General features: G+C 50.7%; 20 protein-coding genes. 13 read left to right on the forward strand and 7 right to left on the reverse strand.

Going from position 1 to position 20616, the window contains the following annotated elements; all coding sequences use genetic code 11:
- Positions 1-10: 10 nt before the first annotated feature.
- The gene (locus KJY73_RS01725; protein ID WP_332874150.1) at positions 11-754 is read left to right on the forward strand and encodes an AraC family transcriptional regulator; all 744 of its coding nucleotides are present in this window, start codon (positions 11-13) and stop codon (positions 752-754) included.
- A 17-nt stretch (positions 755-771) separates the two neighbouring features.
- Here KJY73_RS01725 and KJY73_RS01730 read toward each other — a convergent pair whose 3' ends face one another.
- Both KJY73_RS01730 and KJY73_RS01735 read right to left on the reverse strand, forming a co-directional pair.
- Positions 772-1257 carry a GNAT family N-acetyltransferase gene (locus KJY73_RS01730; protein WP_214339682.1) on the reverse strand — a complete coding sequence of 162 codons (486 nt, stop codon included), beginning with the start codon at positions 1255-1257 and terminating at the stop codon, positions 772-774.
- Positions 1258-1346: 89 nt separating this feature from the next.
- Entirely contained in the window at positions 1347-3740 is a 2394-nt protein-coding gene (locus KJY73_RS01735) for a PKD domain-containing protein (protein WP_214339684.1), read from the reverse strand.
- A gap of 230 nt (positions 3741-3970) precedes the next feature.
- Between KJY73_RS01735 and KJY73_RS01740 the strand changes: the two genes are divergently transcribed.
- From KJY73_RS01740 to KJY73_RS01755, 4 genes are read left to right on the forward strand one after another with little or no spacing between them, the layout of a single operon-like run.
- Positions 3971-4585: a TetR/AcrR family transcriptional regulator gene (locus KJY73_RS01740; protein ID WP_214339692.1), complete on the forward strand. Its 615-nt coding sequence runs from the start codon at positions 3971-3973 to the stop codon at positions 4583-4585.
- Between the two features lies 1 nt (position 4586).
- Positions 4587-5519 (forward strand): HlyD family secretion protein, encoded by a 933-nt coding sequence (locus KJY73_RS01745; protein ID WP_214339694.1) that lies wholly within the window; start codon positions 4587-4589, stop codon positions 5517-5519.
- A complete protein-coding gene (locus KJY73_RS01750) occupies positions 5516-6445 on the forward strand; it encodes an ABC transporter ATP-binding protein (RefSeq protein WP_214339696.1) in 930 nt (309 codons plus the stop codon). The genes KJY73_RS01745 and KJY73_RS01750 overlap by 4 nt, the downstream gene beginning before the upstream one ends.
- On the forward strand, positions 6445-7581 hold the full coding sequence (locus tag KJY73_RS01755) for an ABC transporter permease (protein ID WP_214339699.1): 1137 nt from the start codon (positions 6445-6447) through the stop codon (positions 7579-7581). Before KJY73_RS01750 ends, KJY73_RS01755 begins: the two co-directional genes overlap by 1 nt.
- A 14-nt stretch (positions 7582-7595) precedes the next feature.
- On the opposite strand, the gene KJY73_RS01760 is transcribed toward KJY73_RS01755, so the two are convergent.
- The 3 genes from KJY73_RS01760 to KJY73_RS01770 all read right to left on the reverse strand — a co-directional run bounded on the left by KJY73_RS01760 (position 7596) and on the right by KJY73_RS01770 (position 10649).
- Positions 7596-8126, reverse strand: a complete 531-nt coding sequence (locus tag KJY73_RS01760; RefSeq protein ID WP_214339701.1) for a lipocalin family protein — start codon at positions 8124-8126, stop codon at positions 7596-7598.
- 79 nt (positions 8127-8205) lie between these two features.
- Complete coding sequence (locus KJY73_RS01765; RefSeq protein WP_214339703.1) at positions 8206-9948, reverse strand: ATP-binding response regulator; 1743 nt, start codon at positions 9946-9948, stop codon at positions 8206-8208.
- A 14-nt stretch (positions 9949-9962) separates the two neighbouring features.
- Positions 9963-10649, reverse strand: a complete 687-nt coding sequence (locus KJY73_RS01770; protein WP_214339712.1) for a response regulator — start codon at positions 10647-10649, stop codon at positions 9963-9965.
- A 433-nt stretch (positions 10650-11082) separates the two neighbouring features.
- On the opposite strand from KJY73_RS01770, the gene KJY73_RS01775 reads away from it, so the two are divergent.
- Positions 11083-11742, forward strand: coding sequence for a PEP-CTERM sorting domain-containing protein (locus KJY73_RS01775; protein WP_214339714.1), 660 nt, complete (start codon positions 11083-11085; stop codon positions 11740-11742).
- Positions 11743-11746: 4 nt separating this feature from the next.
- On the opposite strand, the gene mutH is transcribed toward KJY73_RS01775, so the two are convergent.
- Both mutH and KJY73_RS01785 read right to left on the reverse strand, forming a co-directional pair.
- Entirely contained in the window at positions 11747-12427 is a 681-nt protein-coding gene (gene mutH / locus KJY73_RS01780) for a DNA mismatch repair endonuclease MutH (protein WP_214339716.1), read from the reverse strand.
- Positions 12414-13073 carry a lysoplasmalogenase gene (locus KJY73_RS01785; RefSeq protein ID WP_214339718.1) on the reverse strand — a complete coding sequence of 220 codons (660 nt, stop codon included), beginning with the start codon at positions 13071-13073 and terminating at the stop codon, positions 12414-12416. The genes mutH and KJY73_RS01785 overlap by 14 nt, the downstream gene beginning before the upstream one ends.
- 139 nt (positions 13074-13212) lie before the next feature.
- On the opposite strand from KJY73_RS01785, the gene rppH reads away from it, so the two are divergent.
- The 7 genes from rppH to KJY73_RS01820 all read left to right on the forward strand — a co-directional run bounded on the left by rppH (position 13213) and on the right by KJY73_RS01820 (position 20611).
- A complete protein-coding gene (gene rppH / locus KJY73_RS01790) occupies positions 13213-13737 on the forward strand; it encodes an RNA pyrophosphohydrolase (protein WP_206592268.1) in 525 nt (174 codons plus the stop codon).
- Between the two features lie 3 nt (positions 13738-13740).
- The gene (ptsP, locus tag KJY73_RS01795; protein ID WP_214339720.1) at positions 13741-16020 is read left to right on the forward strand and encodes a phosphoenolpyruvate--protein phosphotransferase; all 2280 of its coding nucleotides are present in this window, start codon (positions 13741-13743) and stop codon (positions 16018-16020) included.
- Between the two features lie 100 nt (positions 16021-16120).
- Complete coding sequence (locus KJY73_RS01800; protein WP_214339722.1) at positions 16121-16921, forward strand: sulfite exporter TauE/SafE family protein; 801 nt, start codon at positions 16121-16123, stop codon at positions 16919-16921.
- Between the two features lie 86 nt (positions 16922-17007).
- Entirely contained in the window at positions 17008-17805 is a 798-nt protein-coding gene (gene lgt, locus KJY73_RS01805; RefSeq protein WP_214339724.1) for a prolipoprotein diacylglyceryl transferase, read from the forward strand.
- A complete protein-coding gene (locus KJY73_RS01810; protein WP_214339726.1) occupies positions 17802-18635 on the forward strand; it encodes a thymidylate synthase in 834 nt (277 codons plus the stop codon). The genes lgt and KJY73_RS01810 overlap by 4 nt, the downstream gene beginning before the upstream one ends.
- 3 nt (positions 18636-18638) lie before the next feature.
- Positions 18639-19649, forward strand: a complete 1011-nt coding sequence (locus KJY73_RS01815) for a response regulator (protein WP_214339728.1) — start codon at positions 18639-18641, stop codon at positions 19647-19649.
- Entirely contained in the window at positions 19646-20611 is a 966-nt protein-coding gene (locus tag KJY73_RS01820; RefSeq protein WP_232848367.1) for a sensor domain-containing diguanylate cyclase, read from the forward strand. Before KJY73_RS01815 ends, KJY73_RS01820 begins: the two co-directional genes overlap by 4 nt.
- Positions 20612-20616: the final 5 nt, after the last annotated feature.

The following is a 20616-nucleotide window of genomic DNA, read 5'->3' on the forward strand; positions in this document are numbered from 1 at the left end:
GGTGTTGGCAGTGTCGCTATTTTCATTACCAGAACAATCCGATGCATTTTTGCAATCCATGCCAGCCGCACAATGGCTGAAGATGTATGACTTGTTAACCGATGTGTTGGTGTGGGTCAAAGATAGCCACAGTCGTATTCAATATGCCAACCGGGCTTTTTTGGAACATACCGGCTTAGGTGTGTTGGAGCAGGCACTGGGTAAAACCGATGATGATTTCGCGCCGCGTCATATAGCCCGCCAGTTTCTTGCTGACGACCAGAAGGTGCTGGAAGGGGAAATGATTAATGACAGGTTGGAAATGAATGTGCTGCGCAGCGGTGAACTGCATTGGTTTACTACCAGCAAAAGGGCGCTGTTTGATTTTGACGGGCAACGGGTCGGCACCTGCGGTATCTCCCGCCATTTGCATAAGACCTCAATTATGCTGGGACCATTGGCCAGCATCGAAAAACCGCTGGAGCATATTCGTCGCAATTTTACCCAGCCTATTCCCATCAATGCCCTGGCCGACCTTTGCCATGTATCGGTCAGTGCGCTGGAGCGGCGTTTTCGCAAAGCGCTGGGCAAAACGCCGAAGCAATTGATTAACCAGCTTCGACTGGACAACGCGCGGCGCTTGCTAGTAGAGACGGATTTACCTGTGTATCTGGTCGCAGAGCAGTGCGGTTTTAGTGATGCCAATTACTTCAGTCGTCAGTTTCTGAGCGAATACGCCGAGTCCCCCAGCAGTTTTCGTCAGGGGTTTCGATAAATCGATAGGGCTAAATGTCAGTTAAAGCGCTTCAACATAGGTTGGGCATTGTCGCCGTAACTGTCGCACAACTGTGCCTCAGTGTGCTGGCTGAATCCCTGCTTTTGCCAGAATCCATCGGCGTTTTGCACAGCCACCAGGCTGATGCTGTTAAATCCACCTGATTGGCTTTTTTGCTGCAGATGCGCCAGCAACTTTGCCGCTACGCCTTGTCCTCTGGCACTGGGGCAGACGGCGAGATCGTGCAGGTAGAGATTATCAGTATTTACTGATTCTACGGCATGATGCAGTTTAGGCAGTTTACCGACTGGCCAGGGGTGAGCCAGCAGATAACCTACTACCTGATTGTGTTTATCCAACCCAACCAGGCAAGTGTCAGGCGAGGCCTGCCATTTACTTTTCAACACCGTCAGGGACTCGGGTTCGACATCATGATAGACCGCATCCTGAATTTTCAGAATGGCGGACCAGTGATTGGGGATAATGTGGCTGATGTTAACCATCGACGACTCCATGACGGTAAAAGCGCAGTTTACCAAAGCCGGGTGGTAAAGGGATAAACAAAAAGCCCCGCATTGAACGGGGCCTTAGGTTATTTATTGCAGATTTTGATTTGATGAACTACCGGCCACTCGGCTGCATCACTCAGGGGGCTGCTAAAGGTGCTCGTGCCGTCGGCCAGGGTGGCGGTAAAATCCGCGCTATCCGCTACCTGCAAAGCTAACTTTGCAGGTGCAGGTAGTGCTCGTCGCACCGTTGTCGTGTCCGATGAGAAATACAGCGTGCCATAAAACTTAAAGGGCAACACACCAGCTTGTTCACCCTCTGCCACTATCTTGAATGCTGGCGAAGCATCGCCAGAATAACCTTCACAATAGCTCAGATTGAACTCGCTAGGGATTGGCCGGACCAAAGTCAGGTCGCCCAGTGCTATGGCGCTATCTGCGGTTTGCGCCAGATCTAAGTAGCTGGTAATCAAACCTTTGCCGATGTAAGTAAATTTAGCCGACAGAGGCCAGTCTCCATCCTGGGGCTGCGGGATCTGTAAGGTGAAATTACCGGTATCATCGCTACGGGCGAGATAATCGGCCTGGATAACTGATAGCGGTGGAACAGGTTGGCCTGCTGCATCCAGTAATCTGCCGTTGATAGTCAGTTGTGCCTGAGCTTGTTCCTCTACCTCAACATTCACATATCCGGCGCTGACGTTGTGCCCGTCGCTGACCTTAACCTGCAAGACATAGCTACCAATTTGTGTCGGCGTAAAGCTGGCTTTTGCCTCACCTGAGTCACTGAACTGACCTTGCTCGGTATTCGGACCACTAAGCACCTTCCAACTGAAGCTGAGGTTGTCGCCGTCGACATCAAAACTGCTACTGGCGTCCATGGTAATGGTTTGCCCCAGACTGGCCTGTCGTAACAACTGACCGCTGATTTCAACCACCGGCGCATGGCTGTCTTCAACCCAGATTGCTTTGACGTATGGATAGCTGTCAATCTGACCATCATAGGCAGTTAGCTGCACAAGGTAGATGCCAGGCTTGTCAGCACTGAATTGGGTATAGATACCCAGATTCCCCTCCAGCAGGGTATTGGCACCTTCTGGTTTATCTATGACATCCCAAAGATACTGCAGGCTGTCACCGTCTGAATCAAAGGTATTCAGGGCATCAAGTTGCGCTTTCTCGTTCAAAGCGATGCGCGGATTCTCGACGGAAAATGTTGCGAAGGGCGCATAGTTTCGCTGGGCGCTGAGTAGATGCAGAGCGGGGGCGGAGCTTAGCTGCCCGTCTGATGTCGTGACCGAAACCAGATAGTCTCCCACCGAATCCAGTGTCAGTTCTGCCTCGGCAGAATCGCCATTTACCAGACTCTGCGCGCTGCCATTGGGTTTGCTGATTAAGCGCCATTGGTAGCTTAGATTGTCATTGTCATCATCTTTACCTTGGGCATAAAGAGTGACTTTTTCGCCAGGACGGTGAGGATGAAAGATGTTGTTAATCTCAACTCTGGGTGCGCGGTTACCTTCCACAACGCGCAACATTTGGCGGGTTTTGCCCTGATAATGGCCGCTGGTCACTGTGAGCTCAATTTCATACTCGCCGGCCAGGTCAGCCTGAAACAAGGTTTCGAAATCCTCTGGGGCGCTCAAGCTGTATTGACTGTCTGTTGGGGCGTTGACTACCGACCAGTAATAGCCTGTCGGCTCATCATCCCAATTAGAGTAAGCTTTCAAAAGGGTATCGCGATTAGGGCGCAGTTCCTGACTAACGGCCGATATCTTGGCGTTGGGTCTGACCTGGCCGGGTTCATAAGCCCAGACTGACCATTGACTTTCTGCGCTGCGGCCGTTGCTATTCACTGTCAGGGTCAGTTTGTATTCACCGGGCTTGTCAGGAATAAAACGTGTTCTGTAAGTGCTTACTTCCTCAAGCGCTGCCTGGCTATCTTCGGGTTTATGGAGCTGCCAGTTAAAGGCAACGGGAGCTTCGCCCAGCCGAGTAAACTGCTCGAAGCGACCATATAAGGCCACCAGTTCGCCAATTTGTGTGGATTGGTCAGCCTCAATGTTAAGCAGAATTGGCTTTATGTCGTCTACCTCAAGGGTTGAGGTTGTGCTGTGCGATGCCCCTTTGCTATCTGTGACCGTTAGCGTGATGTGATACAGGCCAACGCTGGGTGGCACAAAGTCCAAAATCTTTTCATCGTCTTTACCGGCGATGGCTGGCACCCCTTGTGGACCTATAGCCGTCCATTTATAGCTAAGCTTGTCATTGTCTGGGTCATAACTGTCTGCGCCGGATAATTCCAGATTCTGGTCTATATCAATGCGTTCTTTGGGTTGATAGATTTTGGCGACCGGCGCGTTATTTTGCGGCTCCGGTACAGGCTTGGTTGGTGAACTATCTGAGCCAGAACCTCCGCCTCCGCAACCTGAAATAACGGCACATAATGCGAAGGTGGACAGCAAAGTGCTGTGTTTCATTTGTTTTCCTTTCTTAATCAGCAAATACATTCCGCCAGAAAGCATCTGGCATTGGCTGTTTCCCTTTTTTGAGAAGCGGCAGAAAGTAGATAGAGAGGCCTCTTTAGTCAATTAATAGAATGTAAAACAATATGTTAAGTGACCGCACTCGGGAGGGCGGATTTTTTACTTGATTGTTTATCATTTGTACTGCATAACTAACTGACCAGTCAGTTAGTTAATGAGGGATTATGCGACGCGCTAATACCGATGCCGCCAAAGACTTGCGCCGTAACCAGTTTCTGGAGGCTGGCCTGCAGGAGTTCTTTGAACGTGGCTTCAGCCTGGCCAAAATGGAAAATATTGCCCGCCGTGCAGGCGTATCTAAAGGCACCCTCTACCTTTACTTTGACTCCAAGCAGGACTTGTTTATGGCGATAGTCTCCTCGGTCGCTGTGCCAAGGGTCGAGATGTTGGAGGGGATTTTACGCCAGGCCGACGATTTTGAGTTGGCCTTGGATTTGTTAGTGAATGCCTTACCCATGATGATTCAGGACTCCAAGTTGCCCATGCTTGCCAAGGTGCTTATAGGCGATGCTTTTGCATTTCCAGAAGTGGTGAAGCGCTATCGACAGGATGTGATCGAAAGGGCCCTGGCAAGTCTTACTGACTTGATCCAGCGCGGTTGTGAAAGCGGCCAGTTGCACACCAACAATCCACATAATGCTGCGCGCTTAATGGTAGCGCCGGTGATATTCAGTGCTATTTGGACCGTGGTGTTTGAGCAGGGGGCGGAGCAAAAACTGGATCTCACTTCATTGTTTCAAACTCACAAGAGCATGCTGCTCAAGGCCTTAAGGAAATAAGATGAAAAGATATCTATTACTTGTTGCCTTGCTGGCGGGCTGTAGTGATGTCCCCCCGGATAATAACTATACAGGCTATGTGGAAGCCAGGCAGTTGCTGGTTGCAGCCCCACAATCCGGCTGGTTGCTCGAACAGTCAGTCACTGAAGGCCAGCAAGTGCAGGCAGGGCATGCTTTGTTCCACTTGGAAGCCGACCGTGAAGGGTTGGATGTGCAACTGGCAAAGCAGGTGGTGATGCAAAAGCAGGCACTGTTGGCAGACTTACAAAAAGGCGCCAGACAGGAAGTACTGGATCGCCTCAGCGCGCAGATTACTGAAGCCAACGCCCGGCTTGAACTGGCCGAGTTAGTTGCGGCGCGAGAAACACAAACCGCGGCGCAGTTGCTCAGCAGCCAGGCAAGTCTTGATCAAGCCATAGCAAATTTGGCGGTAGCCAAGGCACAGGTAACGCAGCTTGAAGATCAGTTAGCCGAGGCCAGATTGTCGGCCCGCCCCGATGTAATCAGCGCAGCGCAAGCCGATTTAGAGGCGGCACAACAAAGACAACGAATCAGTGAATGGCAGCAAAGCCAGCGTTTTGTGACCGCCGGGCAAAGTGGCTGGGTGGATGATGTGTTCTATCGGCCCGGTGAGTTTGTTATGGCTGGCACCCCTGTACTTTCCATACTGCTAAACGGGCAGTTTAAGGTGCGCTTTTACGTACCTGCCAGCGTATTGTCGGGTTTGCAGCTTGGCCAACAGGTGCGCATTCAGGCAGAGGGTAAGCCCGTTCCCCTCACCGGTACCATCAGTTTTATGGCTAAACAGGCTGAATTTACCCCACCTGTGCTGTACAGCAAGGGCAGCCGCGACAAGCTGGTGTTTCTGGTGGAAGCGGATCTGGCTGAAGACGCTGATTTGCCTGTGGGATTGCCAGTGGATGTCAGCTTATGAGTGAACTGGCCATTGATGTTCGGGGATTGGTAAAGCGCTTTAACGATAAGGCCGTGGTGCGAGGCGTCGACCTACAAATGCCCAAAGGGCAGGTATGGGGATTTCTCGGCCCCAATGGTTCCGGAAAAACCACCACTATTCGCATGATCTGTGGGCTGCTTGAGCCGTCCGAAGGAGAGGGGCGCTGTCTGGGCTTTGATATTCGCAAGCAAGCCCGGCAAATCAAAGATGCTACAGGCTATATGACGCAGAAGTTTTCCTTTTGGGAAGACCTGACCATCAGAGAAAACCTGGCGTTTGTTGCCCGCTTGTATAACTTGCCAAAACGCAGGCAGCTAGTGGACCAAACCTTGGCAAAGTTAGGTTTAACTGAACGTCAGAATCAGCTCAGTGGTGCCTTGTCGGGCGGATGGAAGCAACGTCTGGCGCTAGCAGCAGTGACCATGCATAAGCCGGATTTGTTGCTGTTGGACGAACCGACCGCCGGCGTTGATCCTCAGGCCCGGCGAGAGTTCTGGGATGAGATCCATCAGCTTTCGAACCAGGGTATGACAGTGTTAGTGTCCACTCACTATATGGATGAGGCCGAGCGCTGCGATAAAATTGTTTATCTGGCCCATGGCAATATTCTCACTCAAGGGCGGGTAGCCGATGTCATTCAAAGGGCAGGCCTTATTACCTTTCAAGGCAAAGGTGAGCAGGTGAGAAGACTGGCAGAGCTGCTCAAAGGCACGCCTGGTGTCGAGCATGTGGCATTTTTTGGTGCCGCCTTGCATATCAGTGGCCGAGACAGAGCCAAGTTGCAGTCAGCCATCCAAGCCCTGCCTAAGGATGATACCCACTGGCAGGAAATTCAGGCCAGTCTGGAAGATACCTTTATCTCGCTGATGCAGGACGCTGGTAAAGACACCCGGGAGCATGGCTGATGAATATCTGGGCCAGCTTGCAACGTGTCTACGCCATTATGGCTAAGGAATTGGTGCAGATGCGCCGAGACCGCATGACCTTTGCCATGATGCTGGGGTTGCCGATTATCCAATTGATTCTATTTGGCTTTGCTATTAACACCGACCCTAAATCACTGCCTACCGCAGTGTATGCAGAAGATAATTCTCCCGTTGTGCGCAGAGTATTAAGTGCCTTCGAGCAATCTGGCTACTACCAGTTGCTGCATAAGGCGAAGAGCCCGCAGCAGGGCAGCGAGTGGCTGGCCAAAGGTGAGGTGTCCTTTGTTATTCATATACCGCAAGGCTTTACCCGAAAGTTAGTACGAGGCGAACAGCCGCAACTTTTAATCGAGGCCGATGCATCCGATCCGGCAGCTGCCTCTAATGCCATTGGTCAGGCCAAAGAAATTGTTAATCAGGCGCTGCGTACGGAATTGTTGGGGCCGCTGGCTTATCTGCAGACACCACCGGCTCAGATTGAAGTGGTCATACATAAACGTTACAACCCCGAAGGAATTACACAGTACAACATTGTGCCGGGGTTGTTGGGGGTGATACTGACAATGACCTGCGTAATGATCACCTCTATGGCAATGACCCGTGAAAGTGAACGGGGTAATCTGGAGAATCTGCTGGCTATGCCCACCCGCCCCCATGAAATGATGCTAGGTAAAATCTGCCCTTACATTCTGGTGGGGCTGGTACAAACCCTGGTGATTCTTGGGGCGGCAAAGTTTCTGTTTGCGGTGCCGTTTTTCGGTAGTTTCGGGCTACTACTTTGTGGCGTGATGGTGTTTATTCTGGCTAATTTATGTTTGGGATTTACCTTCTCCACTGTGGCTCGCAGTCAGATGCAGGCTATGCAAATGACCTTTTTCTTCTTTCTGCCTTCCATTCTGTTGTCTGGTTTTATGTTCCCGTTTCGCGGTATGCCGCACTGGGCACAAAGCATTGGCGAGGTGCTGCCCCTCACACATTTTTTGCGCATGGTGAGGGGCGTAATGTTAAAGGGTAATGGTCTTTTGGAATTGCAGCAGGAGTTTGTGGCGCTGTTGCTTTTTATTGTGGTGGTAGGCACAGTGGCCATTCTTCGTTACCGGCGTACCCTGGATTAATCACCGCAGAATGGCTAAGGGGCAGACGCAACCTGCTGATCCACATAAATCAGTTGGTCTGTATTGAATCCTCTGTCCTTAGCCATCTGTTCAAACTTATCTATCACCTCAGGTTCTACCTGCGGTGTGCGCGCAAGCAACCACAGATAATCCGTATCAGGGCCAGACACAAAGGCATATTGGTAGTTCTGCTTGTCCAGCTCGAAAATGACATAAGAACCATAAAAGGGGCCGAAGAAGGACACTTTTAAGTAGCCGGTATCCGAGTCCTCAACAAAATAGGCTTTGCCTTCGGCTTCTCGCCATGTGTTTTCATCGGCGGAAAAACCACGGTTAAGCACCGATACGCCACCGTCCTCACGCATACTATAGTTGGCGGTTACCTGACTCAGGCCAGCTTCAAAACTGTGATCAAGACGCGCAATTTCATACCAGCTACCCAGATAGCGGTTCAGTTCAAAGCCTTTAACCGGCTTGACCCTATCCGGCATGCCAGTGCAGCTACTTAGCCCCCAAAGACTTAGCAGTAATAACAGCGTTCGCACTTTGTCTTCCTTATCTTACATCGTGAACAGGATGTGATTGAATACGCCGTGCAGGTAATAAAGATCAACTGCGCGAATACTATGGGGCTTTTGATGTGAGTTTGTTTTGTGGTTTAAGCAGTCTGGCCATCATTATCCTTAGTTGCGCAGGCTTCACGGGTTTATGTAATGCTGGCAAACCGGCTTTATCAAGCAACATTGCCACCGACTTATCGGTATCGCCGGTTAATATCAAGGCGGGAATGTCGCCAAGCGAAGTGCGTAATTGTTGGATTATCTCACAGCCATTCAAGGCCCCTGGCATACGAAAGTCACAGATGATCAGATCCGGTCTTGCCTGGTGTTGCATCTGGCTCAGAACCTGTTCGGTAGATGTTGCGGTTGTAACACTACACCCCCATTGGCTGAGTAATTTTTGCATGGCATGGACAATATCCAGTTCGTTGTCGACCAGCAAAATATGCTGGCCATCCAGAGCCAAACCTGCCGTTGATATAGATCTGGGTAAGGGCTCTGCGCGTGGATCACCTAGCGGAAATGACAGCACAAACTCGCTACCCTGGCCTGCGCTTGATGTCAGCCGCAATGGGTGACCTAGCAAGTCCATAATGCGTTTGACTATAGATAATCCCAGCCCCAGCCCTTTTTGTTTGTCCCGCTCTGGGTTATCTATTTGAAAGAACTCAGTAAAAATGTCATCCAGGTGTTCAGACGGAATGCCTATGCCAGTATCTTTGATATGCAAGTCCAGGCGTTCGCCATGAATTTGAGTAAAAACGCAGACACCGCCCTTATGGGTGTATTTAAGTGCGTTTACCAATAAATTGGTGAGCACCAGTTCAAGTAGCGCCGGGTCGCTGAAGATATGCTGGGGCTTAGCTTGCACAGTGAAAGTCAGACCTTTGCCATCGGCCTCCAGCGCAAACTGACTGGCTAGTTTTTCCAGCAACTGGGCTAAATCGAAATTGACTTTATTGGGTTCAATGATGCCGGCATCCAGTTTGGAGATATCAAACATCACACTTAGCAGGCTATTCAATGAGTTCAGACTGCGTCCAAGGTTATGCAAATCTTCAAGTTGTTCAGGCTGCTCCACTTTCTTGCTCAGCAACTCATAGAATAAGTTCGCCGCATGTAAGGGTTGGCGAAGGTCATGACTGGTTGCGGCCAGAAAGCGTGATTTGTCACGGTTGGCCTGATTGGCTTTGTCGGTTTGCTCTTTAAGGCTGGCGATAAGGTCGATGTTCTCATATTTCAGTGCCAGCGAATTTTCAATCACACGAGATAGGTTCAAGCTAAAGGAGAAGGTTGCCAGCAAATACGCGGTGGCCCCCAAACTCATCCACTTGTAAAAGGCCTCGTCTTGCAAAAACAGGTTGAGGATCAGTGGCAGCATAATTGGTATGGCAAAAGCGCTGTAGGTCATTGGGCGAGCGGACAATGAGGCGAGGCTGCCAGCCATCATGCAGACGAAGGTCAGGATCAGAAATGCCAGATTCTGCAGGGCAGATACGTCAAAAAACAACATGCCGGCGCTACCCCACAGGCATCCAGAGGCAAACGCTAGCCAGGTTTGTGTGCGACCGAAACGGAACAGCCCGGTATCGTTGACTGTTGAAGGACGAAGGTGCCTGAAATGCAGCCAGCGCATTAGGGTCAGCAAGTAGATGCCACCCACCCAAATCAGGGCTGACAGGGTATAGCCTTCAATGGCCATGACTATTCCGAGCGGCAGGCAGCCGAACAGGTTACCCAGCAAAGTCGCGGGAGTGTTCTTATATAAAATCAGGATCTTATCTTTAGCTGCTAACTGCCGGTACATAGCCAAAGGCGCCTTTAATCCAGGCCAAACTGTTGTGCTTTTCTGATGGCCTCCGCACGGTTTTTGGCGTCCAGCACCTTAAATAAGGTACTGATATGGGATTTCACTGTCGCCAGGCTGAGGAATAACTGCTGAGCTATTTCCTGATTAGGCAAGCCCTGTTTAACCAGTCTGAGTACTTCCACCTGACGCGTGGTCAAATTATGTTGCCTGGCCCAATGCTGCTGAGGCTGGGATGTATGCGGGCGACGTACTCCACTCAGTGTATGGTCTGGAAACGCCAGCTCACCGGCCAGCACAGCGTGAATCGCAGTCAGAATCTCACCGCTGGACGCGGACTTAGCCATATAACCCATGGCTCCATATTGCTTGGCCCGATGAATGTCCTGTGGGTCTTGCGAAGCCGTTACGACAATGACTGGGGTCAGGCTACCAATCTGCTCCATGTTTTGCAGAATGCTAAAACCATCGGCTAAGGGTAAGCGCAAATCTATCAGTGCCACATCGTAGTCACCGGTTTGCAGCATGGTTAGGGCAGTTTTACCGTCATTGGCACTGTCGATAGCCTGAATTCCAGGGACCGAATATAAAATGGCGGTCAGGCCATCCAGAAAGAGTTGATGGTCATCGATCAATAAAATTTTCAATTCATCACCGTGCAGAGAGTCATTGGTTTTAGTATGGCTGGCCAGCACCGCCATTTCCCATGCATCAGCTATACAACTTACTGATTTTAAAGAAGTGCTCAGCGTCATTATGGTGAGAGGATACTGGTTTCTTGTTTACGTGGGAATCGCTTCAGCGCCACTCGATGCAAATAGTGTGCAGCGGCGAGATTCTCTCTCGGTGGTGAGTCAAACACCGGCATTTCATACTTTTGGTCAATTATTTTGGGCAAGCAGTGACCGTAGAATCATCCAGATAATAATAACTCTCCGGATAAACTTGCAGACTGCTTCCCTAAGTCGTGCAGTGCCGGATCTCGTTAATTTAGGCAATCTGCCGAAATTTTTTCGGCAGATTTTTTTTGTTGGTTCGCTGCTTTGCACCTAAAGCGAGAACCTATTTGTTGCATTGGATTATGGTAACAATATGAAATATTTAAATAAATCATTCGCTGGATGCGTACTTTTAATGAGCTTTCTGGCAGGTTCAGCCAATGCCGCCATTATCAGCGGCACCCATTACACTAACGAAGGCAAACTGGTGAATCTCAGTGGTCTGGAATGGCTGAGTTGGGATGTGGCTATCGGCAAGAGTCGCGCCAGTATTGAAGCGGGTGAAATGGGGCTGCTGGATGCTGGCTGGCGTTATGCCACCCGTAAAGAACTCAGCGACCTGTTTCAGTCTGTTGCTCCAGCGCCTGGGCAAAGTCCACTGAATTCAGACGGCACTAAGTGGCTTTGGGAAGTCTTCGACAACCCCAGCTTTCTGGCCCCGGCTGCGCCTGCACCGGGCAGCAAGTTGATGAGCCGGATCAAGTATATGTTTGTGGGCAACGATGGTGAATGTTCAGCTCACGCAGATGAATCTTGCATTGCCAGGTGGAAAGCGTTTAGCGACGACGGTTTTGGCAATGTGGATAAGAATGCAGGGTATTACCCCACTTATAGCTATCGCTTGCTAAAAACATCCAGTTCATCGGGTATAGTGGCGTCGACCAGTGAATTTGCCCATGTGTTGGTCAGAGCCACCACCGCGGTTCCTGAGCCCTCCAGCCTGGCCATGTTTGCCCTGGGCTTAATAAGCTGGGTGAGGTATCGTCGTCGGTCTGTCAGGGTCAAATGTGGCTGAGGTCTTAAAGATCTAAAAAGGCGTGCTGTAACAGTGCCTGAGTAAAGTTCTTTTTAAGGTAAAAGCCCCGCGGACGGGTTTGGATCCACTGCCCGTCTTTACCAATAGCCTGAGTCAGGGCATTGCCATCGGCCGCCTTGGGGCGAAGTTGCAAGACTTCGCCGTGGCGGGCGGTGATGTTTTCCACTTGGCCCAGGGCAATCATTTCCATGATTTCTTCCCAGTCCTGGCGTAGCGCTTGTTCCTGTTCGGCATTTGGCTGCCATAAAAAAGCGCTGGCCACACGCCGCTGGGCGGGAGGAATGTCACGGCTGGCTTCAATTGGCACCCAGCATACACAGGCCAATTTGTTTTTGACGTTGGAATGCTCCCAACTGATTCCCGCTATTCCGGTGAGCGGGGCATAACAGACATAGGTGGTTTCCAGCGGTTTTCCCTGGCTATCGATAGGCAGGGTTTTCAGTTCTACCCCCAGCTCAGGAAAATCCTGTTCGGGTTTAGAACCTGCTTCGGCTCCCAGCCAGGTTTCCAGCAACTGGCCACTCCAACCTTTATGCCGACGGAAATCTGCCGGTGTTTGCAGATTGGCCAGATCAGCCAATTCGCCCAAGCTATAACCCGCTAATGCCTGCGCGCGCTCAAGTAATTGCTCAACACTTTGGGGCGGCTGGCTAGCGGGCTGCATGAGGTGCGGGTTCAGAGGCCATAGGAGCGACTTTTAGTGCGCCGTTGACTAAACAATATTGTGCAGCGTAGTAAGTCAGCATCACCGCATAAGCCGAATAAGGGAATGGTTGGATAAACAGATTCCAGGCCAACAGCGCATCGGAGACCAGAAAGCTGGTGGCACCGATTAACAGCCAGTACCCATGGCGGTTGGCCAACACCGCCATACTAGCCATGCTGCAGATCACCAGCATATAGGCAAGTACGGGCAAACGCATGGCGTCCAGTTTGGGTAGCAATTGCCATAACATTAACACCGCAAACACGCCCACAGCCAAAAGTGCCCAGAGCTTCCACCCTTGCCAATGTCGAAAACGCCAGAAGTTGCAGGCGTAGGTGACCTGGGCTAACAAAAAGGCACCTAGACCCAGTTCAAAACTGTTTTTGATCGGCAAGGCAAGGAAAATATCGCCGGTGGCAGAGAAGGCCAGGGCCAATAGCAATAGGTATTTATTGCTGGTGGCGTTACGTAACACCAGCAACATCAGCCAGAATATAGGTAAGGCCTTCAGCAGAAAATCCATGGGGTAGGGGCGATAAGCCAAACTGAACAGATAGAACAGGCTGCTACCAGCGAATATCAGATTCCAGTGCGTACTTCTCATCACGGACCCCGCTTTAGGTTTATGGTAATTCGCTCCCGGCGCAAAACACCGTTGTAATTAATCTTTCTGGGAGCTTTGAAAGCTCCCTAGTTTATGGAAGAATGCGTGACTAGAAAAGAACTAATGCCCGGGAGTCTAAGTGATTGATGCCGAAGGATTCCGCGCGAATGTGGGCATAGTGATTTGCAACAGAATAGGGCAAGTATTTTGGGCAAGACGCTACGGCCAACATTCATGGCAGTTTCCACAAGGCGGAATTGATCAAGGGGAAACTGTCGAGCAGGCGATGTATCGGGAGCTCCATGAGGAAGTAGGGCTGCAACCTCAGGACGTGGAAATTCTTGGTGTAACCAAGAATTGGGTAAGATACAAACTGCCGAAAAGGTTGATCAGACAGGGCAGCGATCCTGTTTGTATTGGGCAAAAACAGAAGTGGTTTTTATTGCGGCTGACCTGCAAAGAAGAAGACGTCAATCTTTTGCATTCAGGTCATCCCGAATTTGATGACTGGCGCTGGGTTAGCTATTGGTATCCCATTCGCAATGTTGTGTCATTCAAACGTGATGTGTATCGGCGGGTGATGAAGGAATTTGTGCCTATCGCTATGCCAGTGCAGGGGCGCCCCCCTTTGGCTAATAAGCCAAAGCGTAGAAGGAGAAACTAGCTCGTGCTGACTCAGCTCAAGCGTATTGTTCAGGAAGTTAATCAAATTCCTATTCTGGACGATGCGCTTACCCTGTTGGCCAAGCGCCTTAAAGAGGTGATGAAGGTAGATTGTTGTTCAATCTACCTGGCCAGCTATGAGCAGCAGCATTTTATGTTGATGGCGACCGAGGGCCTGTCCAAAGAAGCCATCGGCAGGGTCGCCATTGGCTTTTCCGAAGGTTTGATTGGCTTGATTGGTCAACGTGAAGAGCCCATCAACGTCGAGGACGCCCAAAGCCACCCCAGATTCAAACATTATCCCGAAGTCAAAGAAGAGAAATACCACGCCTTTTTGGGCACGCCCATCATTCACCAGCGCAAGGTGTTGGGGGTGATGACCATTCAGCAGAAGCGCAAACGTAAGTTCAGTGAAGACGAAGAAGCCTTTCTGGTTACGCTGGCGGCGCAAATGGCGCTGGAAATTGCTCATGCCGAAGCCCGCGGTGCGCTAAACATCACAGATGAACTGACCAAGCAGAAATGGCAGAAATCACTGCGTGGAGTGCCTGGCGCTAATGGCCTGGCTATGGGGATTGGCCATGTTCCTAATATCAAGTTCAGCCTACGTGGCTTGATGCTCAGACGTAGCGCCGATGAATCCGGACAAATTGCCCTTTATCGTGATGCGGTGCGCCAAACCCGGGATGAAGTGCAAAAGCTGTCGGACGGCATGCAAGGGCGTGTACCGGACGATGTTCTGGCCATTTTCAATCTGTATCAGCATTTGCTGGATGCCAACAGTCTGGGCCATGAAGTCGAAGCGAAGATCAGTGCGGGATGGGACGCGGCTTCCTCGCTTAAGATGGTGGTGGAAAGCTATATCAACCAGTTTCGTTCCATGGACGACCCTTATATGCAGGAACGGGCTGTCGATGTGGAGGACTTGGGTAATAGGGTGCTGGGGCATTTATTCAACACGTCTAATACACCGGTCTCTATTCCCGACCAGGCCATTTTAGTGGCCGAAGAGGTCAGTGCCTCCATGCTGGCTGAATTCCCTCACGGCAAATTGCAGGGCATTATTTCCATGCGTGGCTCGAATAACAGCCATGCTGCTATTCTGGCCAGGGCTATGGGGCTGCCAGCGGTTATGGGGGTTACCGATGTGCCTCTGTCATTGCTGGGTGGCAAGGAAATCTTGCTGGATGGCTATTCTGGGGAAGTGATTGTTTCTCCCAGCCAGTCAATCCGACTGGAATTTCAACAGCTAATCAATGAAGAAAAAGAGCTCTATGGTCTGTTGCAGGAACAGGCTGATCTACCGGCCGAGACCCACGATGGATATAGAGTTGAACTGCTGATTAATGCAGGATTATCCGCCGAACTAGAAGGTGCGCACAGTGAAGCGGGGGATGGGGTTGGTTTATACCGGACCGAAGTGCCCTTTATGATGCGTGAGCGTTTCCCTTCTGAGCACGAACAGTGTCAGCTTTACCGCAGCGTACTGGAAATGAACCCGGCAAAAAGCATCACCATGCGCACACTGGATGTGGGGGGAGATAAACCATTACCTTATTTCCCCGTGACGGAGGAAAACCCCTTCCTCGGCTGGCGGGGGATTCGCATGACGCTGGATCACCCCGAAATTTTCCTTGTTCAGGTTCGCGCCATGCTGAGAGCCAGCCTGGGGCTGGACAATCTGAAGATCATGTTGCCCATGATCACCACCATCAATGAAGTCAACGAGTCAAAACGTTTAATTCGCCAGGCCTATTATGAAGTGGCGGAAGAAGCCCAGATTGAAGGTCTGACCCTGAGCATGCCCGAAGTGGGTGTGATGCTGGAAGTGCCGGCGGTTATTTACCAGTTGCCTCAGTTAGCTAGTAAGGTCGACTTTTTCTCTATCGGCAGTAACGATTTAACCCAATATTTACTCGCGGTTGACCGCAACAATGCGCGGGTATCCGGCCTCTACGATTCTTACCATCCAGCCGTACTTAAGGCTTTGAAGCTTATTGTAGAGGAAGCGAAGCGCTTTAATAAGCCGGTTACCCTGTGCGGGGAGCTCGCCGGAGAGCCGGGCGGCGCGATTTTGCTGCTGGCCATGGGCTATCGCAAGCTAAGTATGAACAGCTTTAACCTGAGTAAAATCAAATGGGTAATCCGCAGCTTGAGTATGGCGGATGCTCAGTTGCTGCTGGAAGAAGTGTTGGAGTTGGAACATCCCCACCAGGTGCGCGACAGAATCAATCGTCATCTGGAAACCCTTGGCCTGGGTGGTTTGGTGCGAGCGGGCAAGTAATCCCGTTATCAACTTTTATTATCGGCCAATATGTCCTGCAACGGTGCGCATAGAGTGATAAAGTGACGCGCGCTAAAATCTCAGTTTCAGGATAGTTGCCTTGGATCCACTTATTTTTTTGATTGTCAGTTGTATGCTACTTGGCTGTATTGCTGGGGTATTAGCTGGTCTGTTGGGTATTGGCGGCGGTCTGGTGATTGTTCCGACCCTGGTATATTTGCTGCAGGTTAAACTGGGTTTACCGCTAGAGATTGTGATGCCAATGGCGGTGGCGACGTCCTTGTCGACCATTATCTTTACCGGATTTTCATCCTTTCTGACCCATTACAAGCTGGGTAACCTGGATATGCGGGTGTTTCTAACCTGCTCTGTGGGGATTGCACTTGGGGCCGTGCTGGGCGCACAGTTCGCTGCTTATATGCCGGCGGAGATGCTCAAGCGCCTGTTCGCCGGGCTGATGCTGTTATTGGCATTTCGCATGGCCTTTGGCAAGAACCGTGTCACGGAACATTCACTCAGCCGTCCTAAGCTGGTTGGTATCGGCCTGGGGGTAGGAAGTGTATCGTCGCTGCTGGGAATAGGCGGTGGTGCCTTACTGGTCCCCGCTTTGGTATGGTTCAGAGTGGCAATGAAGACTGCTATCGGCTGTGCTGCTGCATGTGGCATGGTTATCGCGTTATTTGGTAGTGGTAGCTTTGTGCTGGCTGGCTTGGGTCGTGCAGGGTTACCGGAATACAGTCTTGGCTTTGTCTATCTGCCTGCCACGGTAGCTATTGTTAGTACCTCTATGCTGGCAGCCAATGTCGGGGCTAAGTGGGGGCATAATTTGCCCATTGCTACCTTAAAGAAAATTTTTGCTGGCTTTCTGGTTCTAGTAAGCTTGCAGATGTTTTTGAACTGAACAACCTAAACACCTGTCTATCATCAGGTGACCGTTGTGCATGTTTTTGATTTTTATACAATTTATTGTTTTTCTGGGCTTTTTAAATGACAGATTATTTTATCTTTCCACAGATTGACCCTGTGATTTTCAGCGTTGGGCCGGTCAGCCTGCGTTGGTACGGACTGATGTATCTGGTGGGATTTGTCGCCGCGTGGTTTCTGGCTGGAAAGCGTTTGCATCAAACCAAATGGACTCGTGAACAACTCAGCGACCTGATGTTCTATGGCTTTCTGGGCGTGATCCTGGGAGGTCGCATTGGCTATGTGTTCTTTTATCAGTTTGAACACCTCCTCGAAGAGCCTTTATACCTATTTAAAATCTGGACCGGCGGCATGTCTTTCCATGGCGGCCTCCTGGGCGTTATTGTCGCACTCTGGTGGTTTGCCAAAAAAAACGGCTCAAGTCTGTTGCAGGTTGGGGATTTTATTGCACCCCTAGTGCCCATCGGGCTTGGCGCTGGGCGTATTGGCAACTTTATCAACGCTGAACTGTGGGGGCGAACTACGGATGTGCCTTGGGCTGTTCTGTTTCCTGGTGCTGGCCCTTTACCACGACACCCCTCGCAGCTCTATGAATTTTTCCTCGAAGGCCTGGTTCTGTTTACCGTGCTGTGGTGGTACAGCAGTAAACCACGGCCTGTAGGCGCGGTATCCGGCATCTTTTTGGCCGGTTATGGTGCGTTCCGATTCGTGGTGGAATTTTTCCGCGAGCCGGATGCACATATCGGCTTGTACAGCGGTGCTGTATCCCAGGGGCAATTGCTCTGTATTCCCATGATTCTAATTGGCCTGGCCTTGATTGTACGGGCGGGAAGAAAGCCGGCTGAAGGGAGCAAAGCATGAAGCAATATCTGGAACTGATGCGACATGTACTGGATAACGGGGTTAAAAAAGAAGACCGCACCGGTACCGGTACCCTCAGCGTGTTTGGTTATCAGATGCGCTTTAACCTGGCTGATGGCTTTCCGCTGGTTACCACCAAAAAATGCCATTTACGCTCCATTATCCATGAACTGCTGTGGTTTCTTAAAGGTGAGACGAATATCGCTTATCTGAAAGAGAATAACGTCAGCATTTGGGATGAGTGGGCGACCGAAGAAGGCGATTTGGGCCCGGTTTATGGTAAACAATGGCGCAGCTGGCAGGGTGCCGACGGTCAGGTTATAGACCAGATTGCTGAAGTGGTTGAACAAATCAAGCATAACCCGGATTCCAGACGCCTGATAGTCAGTGCCTGGAACCCGGCCGTGTTGCCAGACACACAGTATTCACCCAAAGAAAATGCGGCCATGGGGCGTCAGGCGCTCCCCCCCTGCCATACTCTGTTTCAGTTTTATGTGCTGGACGGCAAACTCTCCTGCCAGTTGTATCAGCGCAGTGGTGATATTTTCTTGGGGGTGCCTTTCAATATCGCCAGTTATGCGCTGCTGACATTGATGGTGGCACAGGTTTGCGGCCTGGAGCCGGGCGATTTTGTGCATACCTTTGGCGATGCTCATTTATATCTCAATCATCTGGAGCAAACCCAGATACAACTCGCACGGGAGCCCCATCCCTTGCCGCAGATGAAGATTAATCCGCAGGTGAAAGACATCTTTTCCTTTAGTTTTGAGGATTTTGAGCTGGTCAATTATCAAGCACATCCTCATATCAAAGCGCCGGTGGCCATCTAAGTTATGGCAGCGCGGGTCCTCATTTGTGATGACTCTAAGTTTGCCCGGCGCCAACTAGGCCGGGCTATTCCCAAACAATGGGACGTGGAAATCCAGTTTGCCGAGAATGGTCAGCAAGCGCTGGATATGATCCGCAGCAGTCACTTTGATGTTACTTTCTTAGATCTGAATATGCCGGTGCTGGACGGTTACCAGGCCATGCAAGCCATCCGAGCGGAAGATTTGCAGACGCTGGTGGTAGTGGTTTCAGGGGATGTGCAGACGCAGGCCAGGCAGCGAATGATGAAGCTGGGGGCGCTGGATTTTATTGCCAAACCGGTGGACAGCCACAAACTAGCCGGGCTTTTGCAACAATACGGCCTGTACAGTGGCGATGAACAAGGCCGCGATCTCACTGAGCACGAAGAAGATGACCTGCCATTTCGACTGGACGCCTACCGGGAACTCATCAACGTTGCTATGGGACAGGCCGGTGACAAGTTGGCGCAGGTGCTGGGCGAATTTATTCATCTGCCGATTCCTAATGTTAACCAAATTGCCAGCAGCGAACTGAGCATGGCTATTGCTGAAATTCAGCATAACAGCTATGTGTCCGCGGTATCCCAAGGCTTTGTCAGCGCTGGAATTAAAGGCGAAGCCCTGGTTATTTTCAATGATACGGATTTTGCCAGCCTGGTTGAGTTGCTTAAGTACAAGAGTCGCACGCTCTCTGAACAACTGGAAATCGAAGCCTTGATGGATCTGTCGAATATCCTTATCGGCGCCTGCCTGAATGGCTTGTCCAGTCAGCTCGGCATCAGATTCAGTTTAAACCATCCTATTATTCTTGGGCGCCATTGCGATCTGGAACAATTACTCAAGAGTAATGTATCCCGCTGGAATCAGGTGGTAGCCATCGAGATTGGTTATTCCATCCATAGTCATAATGTCAATTTTGATTTGCTGTTGTTATTCCCCCAGGATGCCATGGACAGCATGTTCGATAAGTTGATGCTGCTAAATGGGGAGGCATGATGGATCTTTCCAGCCATCAGGAAATGGACGATCTACATTGGAAACTGGACTTGCTCGACTCCATCGAGGTGGGCATTGTGGTAATAGATCGCCAGTTCAGAGTTAAGGTCTGGAATGAGTTTATGCACAACCATAGCGGTATTCAGCCAGACAGTATTCGTCATCAGTGCTTATTTGATTACTTCGATGAAATTGACCAGGACTGGTTCAGACAAAAAACCGAGCCGGTATTTACCCTTAAGAGCCCGGCTTTTGTCATCTGGGAGCAGCGCCCTTACTTATTCCGTTTCACCAGTTACCGGCCGGTGACCAGCGCCAGCGATGTGATGTACCAAAATATTACCCTGTTTCCTCTGGCGTCCCGCAGTGATGAAGCCGAACATCTATGTGTCGTGGTATACGACGTTACCGACGAAGTAATAAGTAAGCAGCGCTTGGCATCGGCTAATCAGCAGCTTCGCCAGATGAGTCGGGTGGACGGCCTGACCGGACTTTACAATCGCAGATATTGGGAAGAAAGCTGCGAGCAGGAATTTAAGCGCTGCATGCGTAATCAAGGCACATCCTCGGTGGTGCTGCTGGATATTGATTACTTCAAGAATATCAATGATACCTACGGGCACCCGGCCGGTGATCAGGTCATCCGGACCCTGGCTAAGGCGATTCGGCAAATTGTGCGGGAAACCGATATGGCCGGTCGTTATGGCGGTGAAGAGTTTGCCTTAGTATTGCCCGACACTTGCGCTGAGGCAGCGCTACAAGTGGCAGAGCGAATTCGGGAATTTGTGCAAAAACAAGCGGTTGTTTACGAAGAACACAGCATCCCTTTCACCATAAGTTTGGGCATTTGCCAGTTTAATCCGTCTTTTAAAGGCTATATGGCCTGGATTGAACAAGCGGACAAGGCTCTGTATACCGCCAAAGACAGTGGCCGTAACAACAGTCAGATTCAAGGACGCTAGGGCAT

The organism is Bowmanella yangjiangensis (assembly GCF_018531185.1).
Taxonomy (GTDB): domain Bacteria; phylum Pseudomonadota; class Gammaproteobacteria; order Enterobacterales; family Alteromonadaceae; genus Bowmanella; species Bowmanella yangjiangensis.

Bases quoted from the DNA above. Each gene is read 5' to 3' on its own strand.
- KJY73_RS01820 (WP_232848367.1), top strand. From the start codon at position 19,646: ATGATGGATCTTTCCAGCCATCAGGAAATGGACGATCTACATTGGAAA.
- KJY73_RS01750 (WP_214339696.1), top strand. From the start codon at position 5,516: ATGAGTGAACTGGCCATTGATGTTCGGGGATTGGTAAAGCGCTTTAAC.
- KJY73_RS01815 (WP_214339728.1), top strand. From the start codon at position 18,639: ATGGCAGCGCGGGTCCTCATTTGTGATGACTCTAAGTTTGCCCGGCGC.
- KJY73_RS01735 (WP_214339684.1), bottom strand. From the start codon at position 3,740: ATGAAACACAGCACTTTGCTGTCCACCTTCGCATTATGTGCCGTTATT.
- KJY73_RS01770 (WP_214339712.1), bottom strand. From the start codon at position 10,649: ATGGCGGTGCTGGCCAGCCATACTAAAACCAATGACTCTCTGCACGGT.
- lgt (WP_214339724.1), top strand. From the start codon at position 17,008: ATGACAGATTATTTTATCTTTCCACAGATTGACCCTGTGATTTTCAGC.
- KJY73_RS01740 (WP_214339692.1), top strand. From the start codon at position 3,971: ATGCGACGCGCTAATACCGATGCCGCCAAAGACTTGCGCCGTAACCAG.
- KJY73_RS01745 (WP_214339694.1), top strand. From the start codon at position 4,587: ATGAAAAGATATCTATTACTTGTTGCCTTGCTGGCGGGCTGTAGTGAT.
- KJY73_RS01810 (WP_214339726.1), top strand. From the start codon at position 17,802: ATGAAGCAATATCTGGAACTGATGCGACATGTACTGGATAACGGGGTT.
- KJY73_RS01755 (WP_214339699.1), top strand. From the start codon at position 6,445: ATGAATATCTGGGCCAGCTTGCAACGTGTCTACGCCATTATGGCTAAG.
- KJY73_RS01785 (WP_214339718.1), bottom strand. From the start codon at position 13,073: ATGAGAAGTACGCACTGGAATCTGATATTCGCTGGTAGCAGCCTGTTC.
- KJY73_RS01730 (WP_214339682.1), bottom strand. From the start codon at position 1,257: ATGGTTAACATCAGCCACATTATCCCCAATCACTGGTCCGCCATTCTG.
- KJY73_RS01775 (WP_214339714.1), top strand. From the start codon at position 11,083: ATGAGCTTTCTGGCAGGTTCAGCCAATGCCGCCATTATCAGCGGCACC.
- KJY73_RS01765 (WP_214339703.1), bottom strand. From the start codon at position 9,948: ATGTACCGGCAGTTAGCAGCTAAAGATAAGATCCTGATTTTATATAAG.
- mutH (WP_214339716.1), bottom strand. From the start codon at position 12,427: ATGCAGCCCGCTAGCCAGCCGCCCCAAAGTGTTGAGCAATTACTTGAG.